25 protein-coding genes are annotated in these 23,403 nt (G+C 74.0%); 14 read left to right on the top strand and 11 right to left on the bottom strand.

Annotated features, from left to right (window positions below; all coding sequences use genetic code 11):
* Nucleotide 1: 1 nt before the first annotated feature.
* The 4 genes from ETD96_RS01715 to ETD96_RS01730 all read right to left on the bottom strand — a co-directional run bounded on the left by ETD96_RS01715 (nt 2) and on the right by ETD96_RS01730 (nt 3,873).
* Nucleotides 2-751: an ABC transporter ATP-binding protein gene (locus tag ETD96_RS01715; protein WP_138632889.1), complete on the bottom strand. Its 750-nt coding sequence runs from the start codon at nt 749-751 to the stop codon at nt 2-4.
* Entirely contained in the window at nt 748-1,509 is a 762-nt protein-coding gene (locus tag ETD96_RS01720) for an ABC transporter ATP-binding protein (protein WP_138632892.1), read from the bottom strand. Before ETD96_RS01720 ends, ETD96_RS01715 begins: the two co-directional genes overlap by 4 nt.
* A gap of 13 nt (nt 1,510-1,522) precedes the next feature.
* Nucleotides 1,523-2,818: an ABC transporter substrate-binding protein gene (locus ETD96_RS01725; protein ID WP_171068803.1), complete on the bottom strand. Its 1,296-nt coding sequence runs from the start codon at nt 2,816-2,818 to the stop codon at nt 1,523-1,525.
* Between the two features lie 206 nt (nt 2,819-3,024).
* Nucleotides 3,025-3,873: an IclR family transcriptional regulator gene (locus tag ETD96_RS01730; RefSeq protein ID WP_240807096.1), complete on the bottom strand. Its 849-nt coding sequence runs from the start codon at nt 3,871-3,873 to the stop codon at nt 3,025-3,027.
* Nucleotides 3,874-3,987: 114 nt separating this feature from the next.
* On the opposite strand from ETD96_RS01730, the gene ETD96_RS01735 reads away from it, so the two are divergent.
* Nucleotides 3,988-5,478, top strand: coding sequence for an aldehyde dehydrogenase family protein (locus ETD96_RS01735; protein WP_138632902.1), 1,491 nt, complete (start codon nt 3,988-3,990; stop codon nt 5,476-5,478).
* Nucleotides 5,479-5,504: 26 nt separating this feature from the next.
* On the opposite strand, the gene ETD96_RS01740 is transcribed toward ETD96_RS01735, so the two are convergent.
* Nucleotides 5,505-6,758: a hypothetical protein gene (locus ETD96_RS01740; RefSeq protein WP_138632906.1), complete on the bottom strand. Its 1,254-nt coding sequence runs from the start codon at nt 6,756-6,758 to the stop codon at nt 5,505-5,507.
* Nucleotides 6,759-6,799: 41 nt separating this feature from the next.
* A complete protein-coding gene (locus ETD96_RS01745) occupies nt 6,800-7,651 on the bottom strand; it encodes an LLM class F420-dependent oxidoreductase (RefSeq protein ID WP_138632909.1) in 852 nt (283 codons plus the stop codon).
* A 159-nt stretch (nt 7,652-7,810) separates the two neighbouring features.
* Here ETD96_RS01745 and ETD96_RS01750 point away from each other — a divergent pair, with 159 nt between their 5' ends.
* From ETD96_RS01750 to ETD96_RS01775, 6 genes are all read left to right on the top strand, one after another.
* On the top strand, nt 7,811-8,896 hold the full coding sequence (locus tag ETD96_RS01750; RefSeq protein ID WP_138632913.1) for an NAD(P)H-dependent amine dehydrogenase family protein: 1,086 nt from the start codon (nt 7,811-7,813) through the stop codon (nt 8,894-8,896).
* A gap of 26 nt (nt 8,897-8,922) precedes the next feature.
* Entirely contained in the window at nt 8,923-9,660 is a 738-nt protein-coding gene (locus ETD96_RS01755) for a glucose 1-dehydrogenase (protein ID WP_138632916.1), read from the top strand.
* Nucleotides 9,661-9,675: 15 nt separating this feature from the next.
* On the top strand, nt 9,676-11,163 hold the full coding sequence (locus tag ETD96_RS01760) for an FAD-binding protein (protein ID WP_138632919.1): 1,488 nt from the start codon (nt 9,676-9,678) through the stop codon (nt 11,161-11,163).
* A 113-nt stretch (nt 11,164-11,276) separates the two neighbouring features.
* Complete coding sequence (locus ETD96_RS01765) at nt 11,277-11,666, top strand: ArsR/SmtB family transcription factor (RefSeq protein WP_138632922.1); 390 nt, start codon at nt 11,277-11,279, stop codon at nt 11,664-11,666.
* Nucleotides 11,605-12,081 carry an SRPBCC family protein gene (locus ETD96_RS01770; RefSeq protein ID WP_138632925.1) on the top strand — a complete coding sequence of 159 codons (477 nt, stop codon included), beginning with the start codon at nt 11,605-11,607 and terminating at the stop codon, nt 12,079-12,081. Before ETD96_RS01765 ends, ETD96_RS01770 begins: the two co-directional genes overlap by 62 nt.
* Nucleotides 12,068-12,640 carry a TIGR03086 family metal-binding protein gene (locus ETD96_RS01775; protein WP_138632928.1) on the top strand — a complete coding sequence of 191 codons (573 nt, stop codon included), beginning with the start codon at nt 12,068-12,070 and terminating at the stop codon, nt 12,638-12,640. Before ETD96_RS01770 ends, ETD96_RS01775 begins: the two co-directional genes overlap by 14 nt.
* 33 nt (nt 12,641-12,673) lie before the next feature.
* On the opposite strand, the gene ETD96_RS01780 is transcribed toward ETD96_RS01775, so the two are convergent.
* Nucleotides 12,674-14,077: an FAD-dependent oxidoreductase gene (locus tag ETD96_RS01780; RefSeq protein ID WP_138632931.1), complete on the bottom strand. Its 1,404-nt coding sequence runs from the start codon at nt 14,075-14,077 to the stop codon at nt 12,674-12,676.
* A gap of 125 nt (nt 14,078-14,202) precedes the next feature.
* Between ETD96_RS01780 and ETD96_RS01785 the strand changes: the two genes are divergently transcribed.
* Nucleotides 14,203-15,015 (top strand): VOC family protein, encoded by an 813-nt coding sequence (locus tag ETD96_RS01785; protein ID WP_138632934.1) that lies wholly within the window; start codon nt 14,203-14,205, stop codon nt 15,013-15,015.
* Nucleotides 15,016-15,055: 40 nt separating this feature from the next.
* Here ETD96_RS01785 and ETD96_RS01790 read toward each other — a convergent pair whose 3' ends face one another.
* Nucleotides 15,056-16,477, bottom strand: coding sequence for an aldehyde dehydrogenase family protein (locus tag ETD96_RS01790; RefSeq protein ID WP_138632937.1), 1,422 nt, complete (start codon nt 16,475-16,477; stop codon nt 15,056-15,058).
* Nucleotides 16,478-16,579: 102 nt separating this feature from the next.
* On the opposite strand from ETD96_RS01790, the gene ETD96_RS01795 reads away from it, so the two are divergent.
* Nucleotides 16,580-17,293 (top strand): hypothetical protein, encoded by a 714-nt coding sequence (locus ETD96_RS01795; RefSeq protein ID WP_240807098.1) that lies wholly within the window; start codon nt 16,580-16,582, stop codon nt 17,291-17,293.
* A 42-nt stretch (nt 17,294-17,335) separates the two neighbouring features.
* Here ETD96_RS01795 and ETD96_RS01800 read toward each other — a convergent pair whose 3' ends face one another.
* On the bottom strand, nt 17,336-18,157 hold the full coding sequence (locus tag ETD96_RS01800; protein ID WP_205719054.1) for an IclR family transcriptional regulator: 822 nt from the start codon (nt 18,155-18,157) through the stop codon (nt 17,336-17,338).
* 180 nt (nt 18,158-18,337) lie between these two features.
* Between ETD96_RS01800 and ETD96_RS01805 the strand changes: the two genes are divergently transcribed.
* The gene (locus ETD96_RS01805) at nt 18,338-18,787 is read left to right on the top strand and encodes a YybH family protein (protein ID WP_138632943.1); all 450 of its coding nucleotides are present in this window, start codon (nt 18,338-18,340) and stop codon (nt 18,785-18,787) included.
* A 53-nt stretch (nt 18,788-18,840) separates the two neighbouring features.
* Here ETD96_RS01805 and ETD96_RS01810 read toward each other — a convergent pair whose 3' ends face one another.
* Nucleotides 18,841-19,287, bottom strand: coding sequence for a DUF3598 domain-containing protein (locus ETD96_RS01810; RefSeq protein WP_138632946.1), 447 nt, complete (start codon nt 19,285-19,287; stop codon nt 18,841-18,843).
* A gap of 133 nt (nt 19,288-19,420) precedes the next feature.
* On the opposite strand from ETD96_RS01810, the gene ETD96_RS01815 reads away from it, so the two are divergent.
* A complete protein-coding gene (locus ETD96_RS01815) occupies nt 19,421-20,392 on the top strand; it encodes a hypothetical protein (RefSeq protein ID WP_138632949.1) in 972 nt (323 codons plus the stop codon).
* 46 nt (nt 20,393-20,438) lie between these two features.
* Here ETD96_RS01815 and ETD96_RS01820 read toward each other — a convergent pair whose 3' ends face one another.
* A complete protein-coding gene (locus ETD96_RS01820) occupies nt 20,439-21,305 on the bottom strand; it encodes a VOC family protein (RefSeq protein WP_138632952.1) in 867 nt (288 codons plus the stop codon).
* A gap of 87 nt (nt 21,306-21,392) precedes the next feature.
* On the opposite strand from ETD96_RS01820, the gene ETD96_RS01825 reads away from it, so the two are divergent.
* The 3 genes from ETD96_RS01825 (at nt 21,393) to ETD96_RS01835 (ending at nt 23,253) form a co-directional block, all read left to right on the top strand.
* A complete protein-coding gene (locus tag ETD96_RS01825) occupies nt 21,393-22,013 on the top strand; it encodes a cupin domain-containing protein (protein WP_138632955.1) in 621 nt (206 codons plus the stop codon).
* Between the two features lie 77 nt (nt 22,014-22,090).
* On the top strand, nt 22,091-22,435 hold the full coding sequence (locus ETD96_RS01830; RefSeq protein WP_205719055.1) for a hypothetical protein: 345 nt from the start codon (nt 22,091-22,093) through the stop codon (nt 22,433-22,435).
* Nucleotides 22,436-22,449: 14 nt separating this feature from the next.
* A complete protein-coding gene (locus tag ETD96_RS01835) occupies nt 22,450-23,253 on the top strand; it encodes an IclR family transcriptional regulator (RefSeq protein ID WP_138632961.1) in 804 nt (267 codons plus the stop codon).
* The last annotated feature ends 150 nt before the right edge of the window (nt 23,254-23,403 follow it).

The following is a 23,403-nucleotide window of genomic DNA, read 5'->3' on the forward strand; positions in this document are numbered from 1 at the left end:
GTCAGTCGTGTCCTTCCCGGCCCGCGGGCGCCGCCTCGGCGCCCGGGTCCGTGCCGATGCCGAAGTAGGCGTGCTCGACCTGCTCGGCGGTCAGGTCGGCGGGCCGGCCGGACAGCACCGACCGGCCTTCGAGGAGGCAGTGCACGTGGTCGGCGACCCGCATGGCCTGCGAGACGTCCTGCTCGACGATCAGCGCCGTGGTGCCGGCGCCCACGATCTCCGGCAGGAGCTCGTAGATGCGGCGGACGACCACCGGCGCGAGGCCGAGCGACAGCTCGTCGATGAGCAGCAGGTCCGGGTTGGACAGCAGCGCGCGGCCGATGGCCACGGCCTGCTGCTCGCCGCCGGACAGCTGGGAGGCGTTCTGCCCGCGGCGGTCGGCCATCCACGGGAACAGCTCGTGGACGGCGGCGACCGTCCAGGGGCCGGGGCGCTTGCGGTAAGCGCCCGCCAGCAGGTTCTCCTCCACCGTGAGGGAGTGGAACAGGCGCCGGCCCTCCGGCACCAGCGCGATCCCCTCGGCCACCCGCCGGTGCGCGGGCAGCCGGGTGATGTCGCGGCCGTCCAGGAGCACGGAGCCGGAGGTCGGCGGGTTCAGCCCGGCCAGGGCGCGCAGCAGCGTCGACTTGCCCGCGCCGTTGGCGCCGATGATCGCCAGGACCTCGCCCTTCGCGACGTCCAGGCCGAGCGCGTCCACGGCGCGCAGCTGGCCGTGGTGGACGGTGAGGTCGCGGACCGACAGCAGCGTCACGGCGCCTCGCCTCCTTCCTCGGGCAGGCCCGTCTCCGGGCCGCCGCCCAGGTACAGCTCGCGCACCCGCTGGTCGGCGAGCACGTCCATCGGCGCGCCGTCGGCGACCAGGGCGCCGCCGGCCAGGCACACCATCCGGTCCACGGTCTTGACCAGGGCGTGGACGACGTGCTCGATCCAGACGATGCCGAGGCCGCCGGCGTGCAGGTCCTTGATGATCGCGACGAGCTCCAGCACCTCCGGCTCGGTCAGCCCGCCGGCGACCTCGTCCAGCAGCAGCAGCGTGGGGGAGGTGGCCAGGCCGCGCGCGACCTCCAGGCGCTTGCGCTGGAGCAGGGTGAGGCGCCCGCCGGGGGTGTTGGCGAGGTCGGCCAGGCCGGTGCGCTCCAGCACCTCCATGGCGTGGGCCTGCGCCCGGCGGCCCTTGAGCGCCGCGCCCTGGTGCGCGCAGACGAGGACGTTCTCGAACGCGGTGAGGTGCTCGAACGGCCGGGGCACCTGGTAGGTGCGGCCGACGCCGGCCCGGGTGCGGGCGTGCGGCGGGACGCCGGTGACGTCCCGCCCGGCGAACCGCACCGCGCCGGCGTCGGGCCGCAGGTCGCCGGAGATCATGGCGAACAGGCTGGACTTGCCGGCGCCGTTCGGCCCCACGATCCCGAGCGCCTCGCCCGGCCGGACGCGGAGCGTCAGGTCCTCGGCGACGGTCACCTTGCCGAAGCTCTTGGTGACGCCGTCGAGATGCAGTAGCGGATCTGTCATCGACGCGGGCCGATCAGGCGTTGGTGGGCTTGAGGTCGCCGCCGACGGGGACCTCCTTGTTGGCCGTGTTGTCCACGATGACGACGTCCCAGGGGAACTTGCCGCCCTTGCGCCACTGCCCGCCGACCGGGTGCTGGATCGCGATGCCGGGCTGCGGGCCGGTGGTGAAGTCCAGCTTCCCGCTCATGCACTCGATCTTCATCGAGCGCAGCTTGGAGGCCACCTCGTCGCGGTCCTTCGGGTCGCCCGCGTCCTTGAACGCCTGGACGGCGATCTCGAACAGCGAGTAGACCGAGCCGAGCGCCTGCGTCCACTGCTTGCCGGTGGACGCGGCGAAGTCGTCGGCGAGCTGCCGGGCGCTGCGGCCGTCCAGGACGGACTTGTACGGGTGCGCCGGGCTCCACCAGAAGTCGGTGGCGATGTTGTCGGTGAGCCGGCCGAGCGCCTCCGCCTCGGACGGGAACAGCATGACCTTGGCGACGGTGGCGAGCTTCGGCGCGAAGCCCTGCTGCCGGGCCTGCTTCCAGAAGGTCTGGAAGTCCGGCGGGATCGGCGTGCAGGTGAACAGCTCGGCGCCGGACTCCTTGAACTTGGCGATCTGCGCGGTGAAGTCGGTGGCGCCGTTCTGGTAGGCGCCGCCGTCGACCGGGGTGTAGCCGGCCTTCTTCATCATCGGGCCGAGGCCCTGCCGGAAGGCGTTGGCGTCGGTGTCGTTGGGCCACAGCGCCGCGACGTTCTTGTTGCCGACGTCCATGCGCTCCCACATGGGGAAGAAGCAGTCGCCGAACTCCTGCATGCCGAAGAAGAACAGCGTCGTGTACTTGAAGCCCTCGCCGTCCTTGCCGTTGCGCCCGTGGAACCACGCCTCCCAGGGGGCGATCGTGGTGACGTTCGGGACGCCGTTGGCCTCGCACTGGTCGGCGACGGGGTTGGTGGTGTCCGGGGTGGACGAGCCGACGATGAGGTCCACCTTGTCGCTGTTGATCAGCTCGCGGGTGACCTCGGTGGCGCGGTTGGGGTTGGACTGGGTGTCCTTGACGACGATCTCGATCCGGCGCTTCCTGCCGCCGGAGGTGAAGCCGTTGCGGAGCGCGTTCTTGACCTGCTCGACCACGAAGTTGTCGGCGGTGGCGAAGCCGGCCAGCGGTCCGGTCTGCGGGCTGACGTAGCCGATCTTGAGGACGTCCGACGACGTGCTGCCGGTGCCCTTCAGCCCGCCGCACGCGGTCGCCAGCGACGTGCCGCCGAGGACGGCGGCCGTCTTGAGGAAGGAACGGCGGTTCAGTCCGCGCGTCGAGAACTCGCTCACGCCCAACTCCTTGTCGCCGCGGCGCTCCCGGGGCAGGACGGGCTGGTCCTTTGTGCTCGGGAACGCCGCGGTTGCTCGGGGGAACACCTGGCTCGGCCGCCGCGCGGCCGAGGGGTCGCGGCCCGGGCGACGGAAAGTTGACGTGACCGTACGGGCCCCCCACCTGCGGGGCAACAGCCTGTTCCGAGGGCTCGAACGCTACTTTGCTATTTGGAACGCGGCTCTGACATGGGGCGATGGCCGAGCCTCCGGGAGATCTCGGCGGCGGCGCGCCGCAGCGGCGGCTCCACGCGTCCGGCGAGGGCCTCGACCGACGCGGGCGCGACGGTCAGGTGGACGGCCACGTTGACCGCCGCGATGACCGCGCCGGAGCGGTCGCGGACCGGTGCCGCGAACGAGCGCAGGCCCGGCGCGAGCTCCTCGTCGTTGACCGCCACGCCGCTCTGCCGCACCCGGGCGAGCGCGGCGGTGAGCTGCTCCCGGTTGGTGATCGTCTTCGGGCCCCGGCGCGCCATGTCGGTGCGGTCCAGGAGCTGCCGCAGCTCCGCCGCGTCCTTGTAGGCCAGCAGCACCTTGCCCATCGACGTGCAGTAGGCGGGCAGCCGCGACCCCACGTGCAGGTTGAGGTCCATGGCGAGCGCGCTGCGCCGGCCGCTGCGCCGCCGGTCGACGTAGACGACGTCGGGGCCGTCGCTCAGTCCCAGGCTGGCGGTGTAGCCGGTCTCGTCGGCCAGCGCCTGGAGCGGCGGACCGGCGAGGCTCGTCAGCTCCATGGAGTCGATCGCCGCGAACCCGAGGTCGACCGCGCGCGGGCCGAGGGAGTACTTCTTGGTCTCCGGGTCCTGCTGGAGGTAGCCGAGCTTGGTCAGCGTGGCGACGTACCGGTGCGTCGTGCTCTTGGTCAGCCCCGCGGCCCGGGCGAGGTCGGCGATGCCCAGCACCGAGCGGCTGCCGGTGAAGGCGGACAGGACGCGCAGCCCGCGCTCCAGCGACGCGGAGAACGTGGGGTCGGCGGCGGGCCGGGCGCGCCTGCGGGGGGAGTCGTCGTCGGTCACGCGGTCAGAATACGGCTCGGAAGTTCCATATATCCGAACGTTTTTGACCATCACGGCAGGGATGGCAGTCTTCTGGGGCCGGTGCGACGACGCGAGCGAGGAGAACCGACCCCCATGGCCGAAGCGGAGCCGAACGGGAACGGCTGGCGCAAGCCGCGCGTCGGGCACTTCATCGGCGGGGAGTGGGCGGAGTCCGCGTCCGGGCGCTCCTACCTGAACCGCTCCCCGTGGTCGGGCGAGACGCTCAGCGAGGTCGCCGCCGGCGACATCGAGGACGCCGACCGGGCCGTGGCGGCGGCCCGCGCGGCGTTCGACGGGTGGGCGCGGACGCCGCCGCACGAGCGGCAGCTGGTCTTCCTGCGCGCGGCCGACGTCCTGGAGCGGCGCGGCGCCGAGGTGCTCGCCGCGCTGGCCGCCGAGACCGGCTGCGGCGCCGTCTTCGGTGGCGTGCAGCTCGGCTTCGCCGTCCGGCTGCTCCGCCAGGCCGCGCAGCTGGCGTACCGCCCGGCGGGGGAGCTGCTGCCGTCGGACGTCGAGGGCACCAGCGCGATGGCCGTGCGGCGGCCGGTGGGCGTGGTCGCGGCGATCGCGCCGTGGAACGCCTCGCTCACCCTCGCCGGGCGGGGCATCGTCGGGCCGCTCGCGCTCGGCAACACCGTGGTGCTCAAGCCGTCGGAGGACGCCCCGTACACCGGCGGCGCGCTCTGGGCGGAGATCCTGCACGAGGCCGGCCTGCCCGCCGGGGTGCTCAACGTCGTCACCCACGCGCCCGGCGAGGCCGGCGGGATCGGCGACGCGCTGCTCGCCAGCCCGCTCGTCCGGCGGATCAACTTCACCGGCTCCACCCCGACCGGCCGGCGCCTCGCGGAGAAGGCGGGCCGGCACCTCAAGCGGGTGGTGCTCCAGCTCAGCGGGCAGAACCCGCTCATCGTGGCGGGCGACGCCGACCTCGGCTACGCCGTGGACGCCGCCGTCTACGGCGCGTTCGTGCACCAGGGGCAGGTGTGCATGTGCGCCAGGCGCGTCTACGTCGAGCGCCCGCTGATGGAGGAGTTCGCCGAGCGGTTCGCCGCCCGGGCCGCGGCGCTGCCGACGGGCGACCCGTCCGACCCGGCGACCGTCGTGGGCCCGGTGATCAACGAGTGGGCGCTCGCGCTCATCGACCGGCGCGTCAAGGAGGCGGTCGGGCTCGGCGCCCGCGTGCTGGCCGGCGGCGACCCCCGGCCGCCGTGCTACCCGGCCACCGTGCTCGCCGACGTGCCGGACGAGGCCGAGATCGCGCAGGGCGAGACGTTCGGCCCCGTGGTGGTGCTGGAGGCGGCCGACTCCGCCGAGGAGGCCGTCGCCCGCGCCAACGCCTCCGACTTCGGGCTCGTCGCCTCGGTCATCACCGGCGACCGGCGGCGCGGGCTGCGGCTGGCCGCGGCGCTCGACGTCGGCATCGTCCACGTCAACGACCAGCCCGTCAACGACGAGCCGCAGATGCCGTTCGGCGGCGTCAAGGACACCGGCTGGGGCCGGTTCGGGCTGGGGTTCGCGGCCGAGGAGTTCTGCGAGCTGCAGTGGGTCACCGTCCGCGACCAGGACCGCGAGTTCCCCTTCTGACCTCCGCCCCCGACGCTCCGCCGCGGTCAGACGGGGGTGATCGGCAGCGGCCGGCGCGGCTCGAAGGCGAAGCCGGCGCCGGTGCTGAACCGGACGACGGCGACCTCGCCGGCCTCGGGGGCCGGCTCCTCGCGGCGGACGACGGTCAGCCGCCATCCCGGGCCGTCCCCGGTGACCTCGACGTCGAGGTGCGGGTCCACGGCGCGGACCACGGCCTGGAGCGCGTCCGTCCAGCCGGGGCCGCACAGCGAGATCCAGGCGCCGTCCTCGTGGGCGGGGGACGGCCGGACGGCGACCGCCGCGCCGTCGATGTCGGCGTCGACGTAGGCGGCGGGGTTGAGGAGCGGGTGCAGGGCGAGGGCGCGGGCCGCGCCCCGCTCGTCGCCCGGCAGGTCCAGGGCGCGGGCGAGCCGTTCGGCGGCGATGCCGGCGATGCCCACGAGCTGCTTGCGGCGGATCCTCAGCAGCGCGTCGGCGCCGTCGGCGCGCTCGGCGACGGCGAGCGCGAAGGCGCGGTCGAGCAGGTGCATCTGCAGGCACACCTCGTCGGCGATCCGGGCCAGCGCCGAGTGGGAGAACGCGGCGAAGTCCAGGTCGGACAGCAGCGGGCCGGAGTAGTCGGCGAGGCCGTCCCCGGCGAGGTCGATCGGCGCGAGTTCGAGGGTCGCGGCGCGGGACCGCTCGTTGACGGCCAGCAGGGGGATGCCCCGAGCCTCCGGGTGCGCGTCGTCGATGGTGACCGTCCACGCGCAGTGGGGGTGCCGGTCGGCGGGCAGGCGCGGCGGCCGGTGGATCGGACGCACCTGCGCCCTGGGGTTGGTGGCGACGGCGGTCGCGTCGAAGGTGGGGTCCTCGATGTCGTGGCACATGGAGCGGACGAAGTCCTCGCCCATGGGTTCGACGTCCATGAGGGCGCCGCAATGGTCGAGGTGGAACTCGCCGTGCCACCGGTCGTGGACCGTGTAGCGGAAGTCCATGAACTGCGGGGGAGCGCCGATGTCGAGCTGGAGGCCCTTGAAGATGGTCGGGACGTCGCCCTTGCCGGGGACCTTGGGGGCGTAGCCGAGTGCCCGCTGCATCCGGCGGGTGTAGATCGGGCTTGAGGCCGCCCACTCCTCGATCGCGATCCGCGCCATCTCCTCCCGTCCGAAGGCGGAGATGCACCACGCCATCCCCGAGCGGTCGATGAGCTGCCCGATCAGCAGCAGCTCGGGGACGGCGGCCGCGAGCCGCTCCCGGGACAGGGCGGCGTAGCGGCTCGGCGGGGGCGCAGGGGTCATCTGCCGGTCTCCTTGGTCGTCAGCTCTGGGCCCGTCGGTCGTCAGCTCTGGGCCAGGCCGAGCCGGGCGGCGGTCTTGTCCAGATACGTGAGCACGGCGGCCTCGTCGGCGTCGGGCACGCCCCAGATCAGTTCGCCGGCGCCGGCGGCCTCCCACTCGGCGAGGTCGTCGGGGGTGGGGTTCTTCGCGACCAGGATCCGCACGTCGGGCTCGCCGCCGCGGCCCGCCTCGTCCCACTCCTTGCGCAGCAGCGCGACCCGTTCGGCGATGTCCGTCTCGATCGGGGTGGTCATCCAGCCGTCGGCGTGGCGGGCGATCCACTTCATGGTCTTGGGCCCGCCGCCCGCACCGATGATCACGGGGATGCGGCCCTGCGGGGGCTTGGGGTAGGCCCAGCTCGGGCCGAACGACACGAACTCGCCGGCGTAGGACGCCTCCTCCTGCGTCCACAGGGCGCGCATCGCCTCCAGGTACTCCTTGAGGACGGTGCGCCGCTTGGCGGCCGGGACGTGGTGGTCGGCCAGCTCGTCGGTGTTCCACCCGAACCCGGCGCCGACCGTCACCCGGCCGCCGGACAGGTGGTCCAGGGTCGCGAGCGTCTTGGCGAGGGTGATCGGGTCGGACTCCACCGGCAGCGCGACCGCGGTCGCCAGGCCGATCCGGGAGGTCACCGCGGCGGCGGTCGCCAGCGACACCCACGGGTCGAGGGTGCGGGTGTAGCGGTCGTCGGGCAGGTCCGCGCCGCCGGTGGGGTGCAGCGCGTCCCGGCGGACCGGGATATGGGTGTGCTCGGGCACGTAGAAGGTGTCGAAGCCGCGCTCTTCGGCGGCCTTGGCCAGTGCCGCCGGGGTGATGCCGCGGTCCGAGGTGAAGAGCACGATTCCGTTGCGCATGGACGCCATACTAGAACGCGTTCTATCAATTCTGGAATAGTGACTGGACAGCTGTCCGGTCGAGTCGGCTCCCGTCCGGCGCCATTGCGGCGCCGCCCGGCCCGGCTCTAGGGTGGACACCTGTCCAGGCAGCTGACCAGCCCCGCGCCGAGGAGCACCATGGCCATCCGCGTCCTTCATGTGGCGACCGGCAACGTCGGCCGCATCGCCCTGTCGCAGCTGATCGAGGACCCCCGCTTCGAGCTGGCCGGGCTGGTCGTGTCGAACCCGGAGAAGGTCGGGCGGGACGCCGGGGACCTCGCGGGCCTGGACGCGGTCACCGGCGTGGCCGCCACCGCCGACCTGGACGCGGCGCTGGCCCTGCGTCCGGACTGCACCGTCTACTGCGCGCTCGGCGAGACCCGCCTGTTCGAGGCGCTCGACGACCTCCGGAGGATCCTCGCCTCGGGCAGCGACGTCGTCGCGTCCTCGCCGGTGCCGCTGATCCACCCCTGGGGCGTGCTGCCGGACCGCATGATCGCCCCGATCGAGGACGCCTGCCGCGCCGGCGGGACGAGCCTGTTCGCCACCGGGGTCGACCCCGGCTGGATCAACGACCTGCTGCCCTTCGCGATCGCGAGCACCTGCCAGCGGGTGGAGCGGGTGCGCTGCTCGGAGATCGCCGACTACGCGACCTACGACGGCGCCCCGGTCATCTTCGACTTCATGGGCTTCGGCCGCCCCGTGGGCGACCTGCCGAAGATGTTCAGGCCGGGGATGCTGGCGGCGTCCTGGGGCGTCAGCCTCCGGATGCTGGCCCGCGGCTTCGGCTTCGAGCTGGACGACATCACCGAGCGGTTCGAGCAGGAGCCCGCGCCGGAGGCGTTCGACGTGGCCGCCGGGCACATCCCCGCGGGCGGCGTCGCGGCCATGCGGTTCCAGATCGCCGGCGTCGCCGCCGGCAAGGAGGTGCTGGTCATCGACCACACCACCCGGCTGCGCGCCGACCTGCGCCCCGACTGGCCCCGGCCCGCGCAGGACGGCGGCTCCTACCGGGTCGAGATCACCGGCGAGCCGTCCTACCGCGTCGACGTCTGCCCGTCCAGCGCGCGCGGCGACCACAACTACGCGGCGATCGCGGCGGGCGCCGGGCGCATCGTCAATGCAATCCCCGACGTCGTCGCGGCGCCGCCGGGCCTGCGGACGCCGCTCGACCTACCCTTCAACACCGCCCGCGGCGTGTTCGCGGCGACGCTGGCCGGCTGAGGCACACCGAGGAGAGGACACCGGCGATGGGACGTGTGGACGGGAAGGTCGCCCTGGTCAGCGGCGGCGCGCGCGGCATCGGGGCGGCCGCCGCGCGGGCACTGGTCGCCGAGGGCGCGCGGGTCGTGATCGGCGACATCCTCGACGAGAAGGGCCGCGCCGTCGCGGCCGAGCTCGGCGAGGCGTGCCGCTACGTGCACCTCGACGTGACGAGCCCGGAGGACTGGACGGCCGCCGTCGCCGCGGCCGTCGGCGAGTTCGGCCGCCTGAACGTGCTGTTCAACAACGCGGGCATCGCCAACGGGGCCGCCATCACCCGCTTCTCGCTGGAGAAGTGGCAGAAGATCATCGACGTCAACCTGACCGGCCCGTTCCTCGGCATCCGCGCCGCCGCCGACGCGCTGATCGCGGCCGGCGGCGGCTCGATCATCAACAACTCCTCCATCGAGGGGCTGCGCGGCACCTCCTGGGCGCACGGCTACGTGGCCTCCAAGTGGGGCCTGCGCGGCCTGACCAAGTCGGTCGCCGTCGAGCTCGCGCCGCACGGCGTCCGGGTCAACTCGCTGCACCCGGGGCTGATCCGCACGCCGATCACCGAGGGCATCCCCGACGACATGGTCCCGATCCCGCTCGGGCGTCCCGGGCAGCCGGAGGACGTCGCCTCGTTCGTGGTGTTCCTCGCGAGCGACGAGTCGTCCTACGCCACCGGAGCGGAGTTCGTCATCGACGGCGGCACCGTCAACCAGATCCCGCACAAGGGCTGAGCGAGGCGAGGAGCGATGGACGCACACCCCTCTCCGGGACTGGCCGTCCCGCAGGTGCTGCCGGCGGCGGACCTGCCCGGCGGCGCCGAGCGCTTCGACGTGGTCGTCGTCGGCTTCGGAATCGCCGGCGGCTGCGCCGCGCTGGAGGCCGCGCGCTCGGGCGCCCGCGTGCTGCTGCTGGAGCGCGCGGCCGTGCACGGCGGCACGTCCAGCATGTCGGGCGGCCACTTCTACCTCGGCGGCGGCACGGCCGTCCAGCGGGCCACCGGCCATGAGGACACCGTCGAGGCGATGGCGCGGTACCTGGCGGCGAGCACCAAGGACCCCGACGAGCAGAAGATCCGGGCCTACTGCGAGGGGTCGGTCGCCCACTTCGACTGGCTGGAGGCGCTCGGGTTCCGGTTCGAGCGGTCCTACTTCCCGGGCAAGGCGGTGATCCAGCCCGGCACCGAGGGCCTGATGTTCACCGGCAACGAGAAGGTGTGGCCGTTCCGCGACGAGGTCCCGCCGGCGCCGCGTGGCCACAAGGTGCCGGTGCCGGGCGACACCGAGGGCACCAAGATCGTGATGGACCTGCTGCGGGACCGGGTCGAGGAGGCCGGCGTCGAGGTCCGCTACGAGACGGGCGCGACCAACCTGGTGGCCGCCGAGGACGGCGCGGTCACCGGTGTCGCGTGGCGCAGGTACGACGAGACCGGCGTGGTCGGAGCCGCCGCCGTGGTGATCGCGGCCGGCGGGTTCGTGATGAACCCCGACATGGTCGCCGCCTACACGCCGGCCCTCGGCGGCAAGCTGTTCACGCTGGGCGGCAGCTACGACGACGGGCTCGGGATCAGGCTCGGCCAATCGGTCGGGGCCGCGCTGGAGCACATGGACGAGCCCTTCATCACCGCGCCGTTCTACCCGCCGTCGTCGCTGGTCAAGGGGCTGATCGTCAACAACCGGGGTGAGCGGTTCGTGGCCGAGGACAGCTACCACGCCCGCACCTCCTACTTCGTGCTCCGGCAGCCGGACGCGACGGCGTACCTGATCGCCGACAGCGACCACATGGAGGAGCAGCGGATGCCGCTCGTCCCGCTGAAGGACGGCTACGAGACCATCGAGGAGATGGAGGCCGGGCTGAAGCTGCCGTCCGGCTCGCTGGCCGCGACGATGGCCCGCTACAACGCGCACGCCGCGCGCGGTGAGGACCCCGACTTCCACAAGCACCCCGACTGGCTGGCGCCGCAGACCCGGGGGCCGTGGGGCGTCTACGACCTGAGCCTCGGCACCGCCCTGTACGCCGGGTTCACGCTCGGCGGCATGGCCACCAGCGTGGACGGCGAGGTGCGGCGGCCCGACGGGTCGGTCATCGCCGGGCTCTACGCGGCCGGAGCCTGCGCGTCCAACATCGCCCAGGACGGCGCGGGCTACTGCTCGGGCACCCAGCTCGGCGAGGGCTCCTTCTTCGGCCGCCGCGCCGGCCGCGCCGCCGCCCTCCGCGCCACCGCCGCGTCCCGCTAGGGCCCGCGCCCTTTCTCACCTAGTTAGAGCTGGGCTTTCAACCGAAGGGTTGACGGCGGGCCTGGGCTCGACCTACGGTGGCTTTAAACCATCAAGTTGAAACGGAGGGGCCGATGACCGCGGACGCGCTGTCGCAGGTCTTCGCGGCCCTCGCGGACCCCACCCGGCGCGACATCGTGGCCCGGCTCTCGGAGGGCGACGCGACCGTGGGCGAGCTCGCCGAGCCGTACCGGATGTCGCTGCAGGCGGTCTACAAGCACCTGCGGGTCCTCGAAGGGGCTGGGCTCGTCAGCCGGCCGGCCGGGCCGCAGCCGCGGCGGGTACGCCTGGAGATCGGGGCCCTCGACCTGATGGACACCTGGATCGAGCGCCACCGGGCCCGCGTCGAGCGGCGCTACCGCCGCCTCGACGCCGTCCTGGAGGGGATGAGGGAGGACGAGCATGACCACCGAGACGACCATCGAGGCCGACCCGAAACTGCCGATCATACGGATGAGCCGTGACTTCGCGGCGACGCCCGAGCAGCTGCTGCGCGCCCACACCGACCCCGAGCTGTTCGCCCGCTGGGTCGGCCCGGACGGGATGGACACCCGGATCGACCAGTGGGACGCGCGCACCGGCGGAAGCTGGCGGTACGCCGCGGCGCGCGGCGACGACGAGTACTGGTTCCACGGCTGCTTCCACGAGGTGCGGCCCGGCCGCATCGTGCAGACCTTCACCTTCGAGGGCGAGCCCGACGGCGTCGCGCTGGAGACGCTGTGGTTCGAGGACCTCGGCGACGGCCGCACCCGGCTGCGCGCGCAGTCGCTCGTCGACAGCTTCGAGGGCCGCGACGCCTGGCTGCGCAGCGGCATGGAGACCGGAGTGAACGAGGGGTACGCCAAGCTGGAGAGGATGATCGCCGATGGCGCTCTCTGACCTCCCCGCCGACCGGCACCGGCAGATCGCCGGGCTGTTCACCGACCGCGTCCGCGGCACCCGCTCGTGGGACGCGCCGTCCCCGGTCGCCGGCTGGACCGCCCGCGACGTGGTGCGCCACCTCACCGAGTGGTTCCCCGGGTTCCTGGCCTCCGGCGCCGGCGTCCGGCTGCCCGCCGGGCCGTCGGTGGACGAGGACCCCGTCGCCGCGTGGCAGGTGCACTGCGACGGCGTGCAGGCGGTGCTGGACGACCCGGAGACGGCGGACCGCAAGCTCACCAACCCGCACATCGGCACCCTGCCGCTGGCGCCCGCGATCGACCGGTTCTACACCGCCGACGTGTTCATGCACACCTGGGACCTGGCCAGGGCCACCGGCCAGGACGACCGGCTCGACGCCGGCTTCTGCGCCGAGCTCCTCGGCGGCATGGAGGGGATGGAGGAGGTGCTCCGCTCGTCCGGCCAGTACGGGCCCCGGGTCGAGGTGCCCGCCGACGCGGACGTCCAGACGCGCCTGCTCGGCTTCATCGGCCGCGACCCGTCCTGGCGGGCGCCCTGACCCGGACGCCCTGATCCGGACGGCCGCGCCGCCTCAGCCGCCGCCGGTGGCGAGGCGGCGGCCGAGGAGCCGCCCGAAGGTCAGGGCCGGGGTCACCAGCATGCCGCCGCAGAAGCTGTTGCCGCAGGTCGCGGCGGCGCCGATCAGCTCGCCGAGCGCGTGCACGCCGGGCATCGGGGTGCCGTCGGTGCGGCGGACGCGCAGCCGCTCGTCCACGTCCAGGCCGGAGAAGGTGATCAGCGTGATGCCGTGGTTCTCCATGGCGAAGAAGGGGCCGTCCGCGATGGGCGCGGGCAGGTGGGCGCGGTCGAAGTCGGTGTCGCGCCCGGCGGCCACGGCCGCGTTGTAGCGTTCCACGGTGGCGGTGAGCCCGGCCGGGTCGATGCCGGCGAGGGCGGCCAGCCCGGCGATCGTGCCGGCTTTGTGGACGCCCTTGCGGGTGCCGGCCTTCGCCAGGACGTCGTCGGGGCTCCAGCCGATCACCATGGGGACGGAGTTGAGTCGCGCCCGGTCGTCGAAGACCGTCCAGAAGGTCCCGTCGGTCGCGGAGGCGAGGGCGCGCTCCTTGCGGTCGATGCTCCGCTCGTCCTCGGCGACGAAGCGGCGGCCCGCGCGGTCGACGTAGATCTCCCAGGGGAGCCGCTCGGTCGCGACGAGCAGCGGCCGCTCCTCGTAGTACGCCTTGCCCGGGGTGGTGGGGTGCGGCAGCCCGCCGAACGTGGGCAGGTACCGCCCGCGCCCGGCGATCGCGGCGCCCGCCTCGCGCGCGATGACGAGACCGTCCCCGGTGGACGTCGGGTGCGCGGCGCTGACCAGGGGGACGCCCTCGATCTCCTGGAACAGCTCGTGGTCGGCGGCGAAGCCGCCGGTGGCGAGCACGACCGCCGGGGCGGTCACCTCGACCTCGTCGACCCCGTTGCGCAGGACGGTGACGCCGGGCGCGCCGGTGAGGGCGATCGCGGTGCTGCCCAGCCACAGCTCGACGCGTCCCGCGGCGACCTGCTCGTCCAGCAGCCGCTTGAGGACGGCCAGGATGGACAGGCCGCCGTCCTTGCCGTAGTAGGTGCGCGGGACGCCGTAGGGCTCGTGGCCGTAGACGAGCCGGGGCGACTCGGGGGCGAAGTCGAACCCGTGCTCGTCGAGCCAGTCGATGGTCTCGGGCGCGTGCCGCGCGGCGAGTTCGACGAGGTCGGCGCGGGCGGTGCCGCCGCTGATCCGCTCGATGTCGGCCAGGTGCCGCTCGACCGAGTCGGCGATCCCGCGCTCGCGCTGCCGCCGCGTCCCGGCGGCCGACATGTGCCCGCCGCTGGTGTGCAGGGTGCCGCCGATCCGGGCGTCCTTCTCCACGAGCAGGACCCGGGCGCCGTGCCGTGCGGCCTCCACGGCGCAGGGGATGCCGCCGGTCCCGGCTCCGATGATGACGACGTCGTACGGCACACCCGCTCCTTCTTGTTCCGATTCTAGGAACGATGTTTCAATATTGTGGTCTATGTTGCTGTCTCGGGACGGGTGGCGCAAGGCCCGTCCGCGAATTCGGGAACAGCGTTCCAATGGAGGTAGGCATGCTCGGAGCGGTCATCGAGGCCGTGGTGGCCACCCGCGACCTCGCGGCGTCCATCGGCTTCCACACCCGCGCCTTCGGCATGGACGTGCTGGAGCGGGACGCGGGCTCGGCCCTGCTCGGCGTCGAGGGAGCGCCGACCGGCCGCCTGCGCCTCGTCGCCGCGCCGGACGCCCCGGCGGAGCCCGCCCCGCGGATCTGGGACATCGGGCCGCGGCTCCTCGGCATCTACTCCCGCGACCTGGAGCGGACCGCGACCGCGGTCGACGCCGCCGGGGGCGCGTCCCGCGACCGCGTGACCTACCCGTACGGCGCGGCCGAGCTGAGCGAGTTCGTGGCGCTCGGCGCCGACGGCGTCTGGTGGACGATCCCGCGCGCCGCCGCCGGCCACCGGCCGAGCCCGGCGCTGGAGGGCGACCCGGACCGGCTGCACGGCGAGCTGCACACGGCGGTGCTCGTCCCGGACGACCACGACGCGGCGGTCGCGTTCTTCACCGGCGCGGGCCTGGAGGTGCTGTTCGCGGGCGAGATGTCGGGGGAGCCGTTCGACCGGATGACCGGCATGCCGCCCGGCGCGGCGCTGCGCCTGACGTTCCTCGTCCCGCCGGACCACGCGCCCGCCCGCCTGGAGATCATGTCGTTCACCGGCGTGGACGCGAAGGACCGGTCCGGGGGCCCGCTGGGGCTGCGCCGGCTGGTGTTCGCCTCCGAGGACCCCGCGGCGGCGCTGCGGGGCCTGGAGGCCGCCGGCGCCGAGCGTCTCGGCGCCGCGGCGGTGCGCGGACCGGCGGGCGTCGAGATCGAGGTGCGCTGACCCAGCCGTCGAACCACCCGTGTCAGCCGAACCACCCGTGTCAGTCGAACCACCAGGGCGCCCGGTCCTCGGGGGAGCGGATCAGGAAGGAGCGCTGCCGCTGGAACCGGCGGATCGACGCGGGGCCCATCCGCGAGCCGCCGAGCCCCGAGGACTTGAAGGCGTTCTTCTCCCCGTCCTGCACGAAGCCGGTCAGCGACGCGTCGTTGACGCTGACGCCGCCCGCCTCCAGCCGCTCGCCGACCGCCAGGGCGGCCTCGGTGGTGCCCGCGAACACGGCGGCCGACAGCCCGTAGGCGCTGTCGTTCGCCAGCCGGACCGCCTCGTCGGCGTCCGCGAACGGCATGACCGGCAGGACGGGCCCGAACGTCTCCTCCCGCATGACCTTCATGGTGTGGTCGACGCCGGTGAGGACCGTGGGCTCCAGGTAGGCGCCGCCGCCGAGCACGCGGATCTCCCCGCCGCACCGGACGGACGCGCCGCGCGCGACCGCGTCCCCGAGATGCTCGCGGATGATCCCCACCTGGTCGGCGGAGATGATCGGCCCGAGCTCCCCGTCGGTCACCTCCGGGTAGGCCAGGCCGACCTTGCGGGCCCGCGCCACCAGCAGGCCGACGAACTCCTCGAACACGGGCGCGGCCGCGTACACCCGTTCGATCGACATGCACGAGTGGCCGGTGTTGACCGTCCCGCCGTAGAGGATCGCCTGGGCGGCGCGGTCGAGGTCGGCGTCCGCGCAGACGATGGCCGGGTCCTTGCCGCCGAGCTCCAGGAACGCCGGGATGAACCGGGCCGCCGCGGCGGCGCCCACGGCGCGGCCGGTCCGCACGCTGCCGGTGAAGCAGACCAGGTCGACGGCGTCGACGACGGCCGCGCCGGTGGCGCCGTCGCCGTCGACCACGGTGAGGACGCCGTCCAGCGCGGGCACCGCGGCGGCGCACTCGCGCAGGACGGAGGCGAACCGCGGGGTGATCTCGCTCGGCTTGAGCAGCACCGCCGAGCCGGCGAGCAGCGCGGGCACGGCGTCGATCATCGCCAGCAGCAGCGGGAAGTTCCACGGGCTGATCGCGCCGACGAGCGGGTAGGGCAGCGGCGCCTGCCGGAGGCCGATGCCCGGCATCGAGGTCGGCACGGGGTCCGGGCCGGCGGCGTCGAGCAGCCCGGGGGCGCGCTCGCACCAGCGGTCCAGGGAGGCGAGGACGCTGTCGGTCTCCAGCCGCGACACCTGGAGGCGCCCGGTGTCGCGGACGAGCGCCGCCGTCATCGCGCCGTCCCGTTCGGCGATCGCGTCCCGCAGCGCGCGCAGCGCCGCCACCCGCCCGGCGGTGCCGAGCGCGAGCCAGCCGGGCTGCGCCGCGCGGGCCCGGCCCGCCGCCGCGGCCACCTCGGCGGCGTCGGCGCAGCGGAGCGTCCCGTCGGTGCGCCCGGTGCGCGGGTCCCGCACGCCGATCTGTCGAGCCATCCCAACCTCCCGGAATCTGTTCCGACGACTGTAACGCCGTTCCATTGAAACCGGAATGATGGTACAGATAATAGTCTGACCTTTCCCCTTGACGGAGGCCCCGTGATCGGCACCCACGGATGGACGCTGCACAGCTGGGCGATCCTGCTCCACATCGTCCTGTTCGCCTACTGGCTCGGCGGCGACCTCGGCGTCTTCTACTCCAGCCGATTCATCCTCAAGCCCGAGCTGTCCACCGAGGCGCGCGGCGTCGCGGTGAAGATCATGCACGTGGTCGACATGTCCCCGCGGATCTGCCTGGTGCTGTTCCTGCCGAGCGGCATCACGCTGATGGCGGCCGACGAGCTCGGCCGCGACGTCTTCGGCGGCTGGCGGCTCGCCGTCGTCTGGGCCCTCGCGCTGGTCTGGCTGTGGCTGGTCGTCGCCGACTACCGGCGCCGGCCCGGCCGGTACGGCGACCTGGTGCACCGCACCGACCTGGTCGTGCGCGGCGCGCTGATCGCCGGACTGCTCGGCGCGGCCGGCTACACCTTCCTCGCCGAGGAGCCGTTCGGTGTGACGTCCAACCCGAAGTGGCTGGCCGGGAAGGTCGCCGCCTACGCGCTGTGCATCGCCGCCGGGCTGATGATCCGGGTGAAGCTGAAGCCGTTCGGCGCCGCCTGGGGGACGCTGCTCGCCAAGGGCAGCGACCCGGCGGTGGAGCGCGACATCCGCGGCGCCGTCCAGGGCAGCATCCCGTACGTCCTCGTGATCTGGACGCTGGTCGTGGTGGCCGCCCTGCTCGGCGTGGTCAAGCCCGGATCGACGGCGTACTGAATGCGGCGCGACTCCCAGGGGCGCGGCGGACCGGCGGCGGGCTCAGGCGGAGCGGTGGCCGAAGCGCTCGGACAGCCGCCGCACCGTCTGCAGCAGGGCCGAGGCGCAGAACTCGGTCTCCTCGCGGAACCGGTCGATCGGGCCGCTGACGCTCATCACGGCGATCGGCCGGTCGTTCTGGTCGAGGATCGGCGCGGCGACGGACGCCGCGCCCGGCTGCCGCTCCGCGATCGAGGAGGCGTAGCCGCGGGCGCGGATCTCCTCGATCTCGCGGCGCAGCCGCGGCGGGGTGGCGAGGGTGGCCGGGGTGAACTGCTCCAGCGCGGGCTGGGCGAGGTAGTGGTCGATCTCCTCGTCGGACAGGAAGGCCAGGAACGCCTTCGAGGACGCCCCGGCGTGCAGCGGGTAGGGCACGCCGAGCGTCACCGACATGATCAGCTCCCGGCGCGGGGTCACCTGGTCGATGTAGGAGCGCGTCCAGCCGGACCGGACCGACAGCGTCGCGGTCTCCATCGTGCGCTCCGACAGCGCGGTCAGCTCGGGCCGGGCGACGGTCCGCACGTCGATCCGCTCCAGGTAGGCCATGCCGAGCTTCATCGCGCCGATCCCGAGGGAGTAGCGCCGGGTCGCCTCGTCCAGCTCGATCAGCCCGTGGCCGCGCAGCGACGTGAGGATGCGGTGCACCGCGGCCTTGGACAGGCCGAGCGCGGTGGCCACCTCGGTGACGCCGAGGGTCGCCGCCCGCTGCTCCGCGAAGTACATCAGGACGTCGGCCGCGCGCTCCACCGTGGCGATGGTCTGGCCCGTCCCCGCGCGCTCCTCGGCGCGGGGGGAGAGCTCGCTCGGCTGCGCGGTGCTGGTCATGGAGGTGGTTCCTTCCCGGTCCCCGTGGGTCGGCATGGCTGATGGACGCGAGCGTGCACGCGGTTTCGACCAGTGTAATGCCGTTCCACTACGTGGCGACGCCGGTGCCCCGCGGGGAACCCCGGTTCCACATTATGAGATGAAACACGCCCACGGTCCCCGAACAGGAAGGAACCAGCGATGAAGTCCCCGCTCGAAGCGACCGAGGCCATGCTCCAGGCGGTCGTCGACCGCGATCTCGACGCCGTCCTCGACGCCTTCTCCGGCGCGCCCGACGCCTACGTCTTCCCCGAGGGCCCCCGCTGGACGACGCGCGGCGGCGACCGGATCGAGCAGGGCTGGCGCGCCTACTTCGCCGCCCCCGTCGGCATCGACGGCTACCGGTGGATCGAGGGCCCGCACGTGTTCGAGTCCGCCGCGCTCGGCCAGGTCACCGGCGTCATCGACTACGACGTGCACGGGGACGGCGCCGCCGGCCGGCTCCGGATGCGGATGACCTGGCTGCTGCGCGACGAGGGCGGGCGGTGGCGCATCGTCCACGAGCACGGGTCGCAGCCGCTCGCCGACCCCTACGGCGCGGGCGACTGGTGGCCCGCCGGCGCCCGCCCCCTCGGCGCGGCGGAGGGCTGACCGGCCGTCCGGCGGCCGGGGCGCGCGGGCCCCCGGCCGCCGGGGCGGGCGGGTCAGGCGACCTTGGACTCGCTGATGATCGTCCGCTTGACCAGGCGGTCGCCGTCCATCCAGTGCCAGGTGCGGCACTTGTGCAGCCCGTCGCGGGAGAGCTGGATGAGCTCGTAGAGGTAGTTGCCGGGGTCGGACTTGTACGACCAGGTCAGCACGATGGCCTGGGCGTCCACCTGGCTCATCTCGCCGATGATCCGGTCGTTGTCGAAGTGGCAGACGTCGCCCCGCATGCGCCCGCCGAACTCCAGCGCCTCCACCCGCCCGTCCGGCCAGGTGTAGGTGTTGATCTGGCGGATGTCGTACGAGCCGTCCTCGGGGACCCAGCACTTCAGGTGCGAGGCGTGCCGGTCGACGATCGTCCCGCCGGCGTCGAGGTGGACGTACTCACCCCGCCACTCGCCGAGGTGCTGGCGGTTGATGGGCATGCCCGGGACTCCGGCGCGCATGGGCTCCTCCTGGTCGGACGCGTGGGCGGGGGACGGTGCGGCGGGCGTTGACAGCCCGCCGCCCGCGAGCCTAGCGTCAACCTCCACTGAATTGGAACAGCATTCCGCAGTTTGGAACACGAAGGGATCTCGGATGAGCGAGCACGGACCGGCCCTGGTCGAGGGCATCACCGGTGCGGTCATCGGCGTGTCCGACTTCGGCCCGCACCTGGAGTTCTTCGGCGGACGCCTCGGCTACGAGGTCGCCGCGCGGGGCACCGTCGGCGCGGCGGCCGCGGACGCCCTGTGGGGCACCGGGCCCGCCGACGTCGAGGCCATGGCGCTCGCCGCGGCGGGCGCCGGCACCGGCCGGATCCACCTGGTCCGCGTGCCGGAGCCGCTCGCGCCCGCCGCGCGCCCGCACAACCTCGACGACGGCCTGATCGGCATCGACGTGTACGCCGCCGACATCGCGGCCGCGCACGCCCGGTTCGCCGCGGACGGCATCGCGTGGTCGACGCCGCCCGCCACCTACGGCGTCGCCGTGGGGGACCGGGAGGTCCAGGTCACGCAGGGCGTGTGCCCCGCGCCCGACGGCACCGCGGTCGTGTTCGTCCAGCCCGCCGCGATCCGGGGGACGGCCGCCTGGGAGGCCGACCCGGGGCGCCCCTACACCGAGCTGACCTCGGTGGTGTGCCACGTCCCCGACGCCGGCGCTGAGGTGGCGTTCTGGGGGCCGGACGGCCTCGGCATGTCCGTCTGGTACGACGTGGTCTTCTCCTCGCCGGGCTTCGACACGGTCGCGGGCCTGCCGCCGGGCACCCGCATGCGGCTGGCGTTCCTCGCCGGGGAGCGGACGGCCCGCATCGAGGTCACCTCCGCCGAGGGGGAGCACCGGGTCGACCGGCGCCCGGCCCAGCGCCCCGGCCGCTCGCTCGGGCACAGCGGCTGGACGGTCCGCACGCGCGACCTCGGCGCCGCGCTGGAGAGCGTCCGCCGGACGGGCGGCGCGGTGGTGTCCGCCGCGCCCGTGGAGACCGACGACCCGCTGCACGGCAAGGCCGCCGCGGCGTCGGTCACCACGCCGAACGGCGTCAGCGTGACGCTGTACGAGCCCCGCGCCTGACGCGGTCGCGGGTGCGCGCCGCGCGGGGCCGTTCGCGGCGCTGCGGTCAGGCCGTCCAGAGTTCGAGGTGGACGCCGTCGGGGGAGGTGGCGGTGAACGCGCGGCCGCCGCGCAGCGGGCTGTCCACGATGGCGCCCGTGCGCGCGCCGGCCGCGGTGAGCAGGGCGTGGGCGGCGTCCAGGTCGGCGACCGGGAAGACGCCCGCGCGCATGCCGGAGGTGAACGCCTCGTCGCCGGCGGGCAGTTCCAGGCCCGGGAAGCTGATCAGTTCCAGCCGGGCGCCGTGCCCGTCCCAGAACAGGTCGAGGACGATCTCGGCGTCCGGCCGGTCGATGCCGATCAGCGCGGCCACGGCCGGGTTCACCAGCCGCTGCGAGTAGAGCGTCCGCAGGCCGAGGCCCGTCCAGAACCCGGCGTCGCACCCGTGGGCGAGGTGGACGGCGGCCTGCAGTTCGGAGTGCCGCCGCTCGCCGTCGGCGTCCAGCAGGCTCGCGCGGCGGGAGCTGCCCTCGACGAGGACGACCCGGATGCCGCCGGGGCCGACGAGGCCGCATTCGGCGAAGGGCCGCCCGCCGAGCTCCCACCGGGCGACGGGGGAGGGGGCGCCGCCGGCCGCGGTGAGTTCCGCGACGCTCGCCTCGATGTCGCGCGTGTAGACGTCGACGGCGTAGCCGCCGGAGGCGATCCCGGTGCCGCCCTCGGGGGCGGCGACGAGCACGAGGCCCCCGGCGCCGGCGCCCTCGGGGAGGTAGAGCACCTCCTCGGCCGGCCCGGACAGCCCGTACAGGGCCGCCGCCGCGTCCCGGCCGAGGACGCCGCGGCGCCGCTCCCGGAAGCCGAGGACGGACAGGAAGCCCGCGGCGGCGGGGAGGTCGTGGCATCCGAGCACGGCGTACCGGGGGCTGGTGAGCATGGTGACTCCCTGGGGTCGGGACCGGTGACGCGGCGCATGCTATCTGAAACACTGTTCCGAGAATAGAAACAGCGATGGGAGAGGCTCATGCCCCTGCACCTCGCCGACGCGGACCCGGCCCGCCCCGGGCTCCCCTGGAAGGCGTTCACGATCCCGGGGTCGAACGAGCCCGTGGGGCTGCTCCGGCTGGAGGTCGACCCGGCGGACGGGTCGTCCACCTCGCTCGTCCGCTTCCCGCCCGGCTGGCTCCGGCCGGGGCCGGGCCACTACGCCTGCGGCGAGGAGTTCGTCGTCCTCGACGGCGCCCTCACCGTCTCCGGCGTGGCCTACGAGCGGGGCGACCGCGGCTGGATCGCGCCCGGTGTCACCCGCCGCGCGTCCGTGAGCGGCGGAGGCGCGCTGGCGCTGGCCTGGTTCTCCGGCGTCCCGGCCTGGACCGAGGGCGAGGGCGCCGCGCCGGCCGACCCGTCCGGCGGCCGGGTGCCGCTGCTGTCGGTGCCCGTTCCGGAGGCGGGGCTGCCGCTGCGCACGGGAGGGGACCGGGAGGCGCGGCTGTACGAGCGGGCGCCCGCGCGCTTCGGCTCGCCGGTCCGCGTGCTGTGGCCGGCGGGCGCGGACGGCCCGCGCTGGGCCGCGTTCGGGCCCGGTGAGCCGCTCCCGGCCGGACGCCCCGGCCGGATCCTCGTCCGGCCGGGCTGTTCCATTTAGCGGAAAGCTGTTGCAAGATGTCCCCACCACAACCTATGTGACGATGTTACGCACAGCGGAACATGAGGAGGCATCGCATGATCTACCTCGTCTACCGGATGAAGCTCAGCGAGCGGTCCCGGCGCAACCAGAAGGAGTTCTGGGCGTGGCTGGAGGACCGCGAGCGCTGGTTCTACCGCGACCTCCCCATGGTCAGGGAGGTGCGCTGGTACTACAGCGTGATCGGCGACGTCTACACGCTGGAGAACTGGGCGGCGTTCGAGGACGAGGCCGCGTGGGGCGCCTACCGCGCCGCGCTCGGCGGGCTGAAGGCCGACGCCGACTGGGAGGGCGAGCGCGTCACCCAGGACGACTGGTGGGAGTTCCTGGACACGCGGATCGTCACCGATCCGCCGGTGCCCGTCGGGCTGCGCCGCGGCTGAGCGGGACGGCGCTGATGTCCCGGGAGACCGGCGTCCGCGCCGCCGCCGAGCGGGCCGGGCAGTCGGCCTCGACGGTGGAGCGGGCGGCGGACGTGCTGGTGCTGTTCGCCGAGGCGGGCGCCCCGACGCTCGGGGTCACCGAGATCGCCGACGCGCTCGGGCTCTCCAAGCCCGCCGTCCACCGGATCCTCACCTCGCTGCGCAGCCGCCGGCTGGTCCGGGTGGACGAGCAGACCCGCCGGTACGCGCTCGGGCTGACCGCGATGCGGCTCGGCCTGGCCTATCTCGACCACATCGACGTGCGCCGGCTGGCGGCGCCCGAGTTGGCCGGGCTGTCGCGGGCCACCCGGGAGACGGCGACGCTGTCGACCCGGGCGGGCGCGGAGCGCGTGTACGTCGACCAGGTGACCCCCGACCGGGAGGTGATCATGTCGGTGTCGCTCGGCGTCCCGTTCCCACTGCACGCGGGCGCCTCGTCGAAGGCGTTCCTGGCCTTCCTGCCCGCGGCGCGCATCGAGGAGTACCTCGCCGGCGACCATCTCAGCCGGCTCACCGACCGGACGGTCGTCGACCCGGACGCGCTCCGCCGGGAGCTGGCGGAGATCCGGCGGCGCGGCCACGCCCGCTCGTTCGCCGAGCGCCAGTCGGGCGCGGCCTCCGTCGCCGCGCCCGTCTTCGACCACCACGGCCTCCCGGCGGCGGTGGTGAGCGTGTGCGGGCCCGTGGAGCGGTTCCGCGGCGAGGCGGACGCCTGCGCCCGGGCGCTGCTCGCGGCGACCGGACGGCTTTCCGCTCTGATGGGGCACGTTTCCGATTAGCCGCGACGGCGCGCGGCGCACCGTGCCGCGCCCGCCGGCCGGCGGGCGCGGCATCCGGCCGTGTTCCGGCAGCTCACCGCGTAACAAAAACGTCATGAGCGAAAAAGTCAGACCTATTGACACTGCCGCGCGGGCCTTTATAGCGTCCAA

Origin of the sequence: Actinomadura geliboluensis (genome assembly GCF_005889745.1) — a bacterium.
Classification (GTDB): Bacteria; Actinomycetota; Actinomycetes; order Streptosporangiales; family Streptosporangiaceae; genus Spirillospora; species Spirillospora geliboluensis.

Excerpts from the sequence above, each read along its gene's own strand:
- ETD96_RS01720 (WP_138632892.1), bottom strand. The coding sequence starts at position 1,509 with ATGACAGATCCGCTACTGCATCTCGACGGCGTCACCAAGAGCTTCGGC.
- ETD96_RS01735 (WP_138632902.1), top strand. The coding sequence starts at position 3,988 with ATGGCCGAAGCGGAGCCGAACGGGAACGGCTGGCGCAAGCCGCGCGTC.
- ETD96_RS01740 (WP_138632906.1), bottom strand. The coding sequence starts at position 6,758 with ATGACCCCTGCGCCCCCGCCGAGCCGCTACGCCGCCCTGTCCCGGGAG.
- ETD96_RS01745 (WP_138632909.1), bottom strand. The coding sequence starts at position 7,651 with ATGCGCAACGGAATCGTGCTCTTCACCTCGGACCGCGGCATCACCCCG.
- ETD96_RS01750 (WP_138632913.1), top strand. The coding sequence starts at position 7,811 with ATGGCCATCCGCGTCCTTCATGTGGCGACCGGCAACGTCGGCCGCATC.
- ETD96_RS01755 (WP_138632916.1), top strand. The coding sequence starts at position 8,923 with ATGGGACGTGTGGACGGGAAGGTCGCCCTGGTCAGCGGCGGCGCGCGC.
- ETD96_RS01760 (WP_138632919.1), top strand. The coding sequence starts at position 9,676 with ATGGACGCACACCCCTCTCCGGGACTGGCCGTCCCGCAGGTGCTGCCG.
- ETD96_RS01765 (WP_138632922.1), top strand. The coding sequence starts at position 11,277 with ATGACCGCGGACGCGCTGTCGCAGGTCTTCGCGGCCCTCGCGGACCCC.
- ETD96_RS01770 (WP_138632925.1), top strand. The coding sequence starts at position 11,605 with ATGACCACCGAGACGACCATCGAGGCCGACCCGAAACTGCCGATCATA.
- ETD96_RS01775 (WP_138632928.1), top strand. The coding sequence starts at position 12,068 with ATGGCGCTCTCTGACCTCCCCGCCGACCGGCACCGGCAGATCGCCGGG.
- ETD96_RS01785 (WP_138632934.1), top strand. The coding sequence starts at position 14,203 with ATGCTCGGAGCGGTCATCGAGGCCGTGGTGGCCACCCGCGACCTCGCG.
- ETD96_RS01790 (WP_138632937.1), bottom strand. The coding sequence starts at position 16,477 with ATGGCTCGACAGATCGGCGTGCGGGACCCGCGCACCGGGCGCACCGAC.
- ETD96_RS01800 (WP_205719054.1), bottom strand. The coding sequence starts at position 18,157 with ATGACCAGCACCGCGCAGCCGAGCGAGCTCTCCCCCCGCGCCGAGGAG.
- ETD96_RS01805 (WP_138632943.1), top strand. The coding sequence starts at position 18,338 with ATGAAGTCCCCGCTCGAAGCGACCGAGGCCATGCTCCAGGCGGTCGTC.
- ETD96_RS01810 (WP_138632946.1), bottom strand. The coding sequence starts at position 19,287 with ATGCGCGCCGGAGTCCCGGGCATGCCCATCAACCGCCAGCACCTCGGC.
- ETD96_RS01815 (WP_138632949.1), top strand. The coding sequence starts at position 19,421 with ATGAGCGAGCACGGACCGGCCCTGGTCGAGGGCATCACCGGTGCGGTC.
- ETD96_RS01820 (WP_138632952.1), bottom strand. The coding sequence starts at position 21,305 with ATGCTCACCAGCCCCCGGTACGCCGTGCTCGGATGCCACGACCTCCCC.
- ETD96_RS01825 (WP_138632955.1), top strand. The coding sequence starts at position 21,393 with ATGCCCCTGCACCTCGCCGACGCGGACCCGGCCCGCCCCGGGCTCCCC.
- ETD96_RS01830 (WP_205719055.1), top strand. The coding sequence starts at position 22,091 with ATGATCTACCTCGTCTACCGGATGAAGCTCAGCGAGCGGTCCCGGCGC.
- ETD96_RS01835 (WP_138632961.1), top strand. The coding sequence starts at position 22,450 with ATGTCCCGGGAGACCGGCGTCCGCGCCGCCGCCGAGCGGGCCGGGCAG.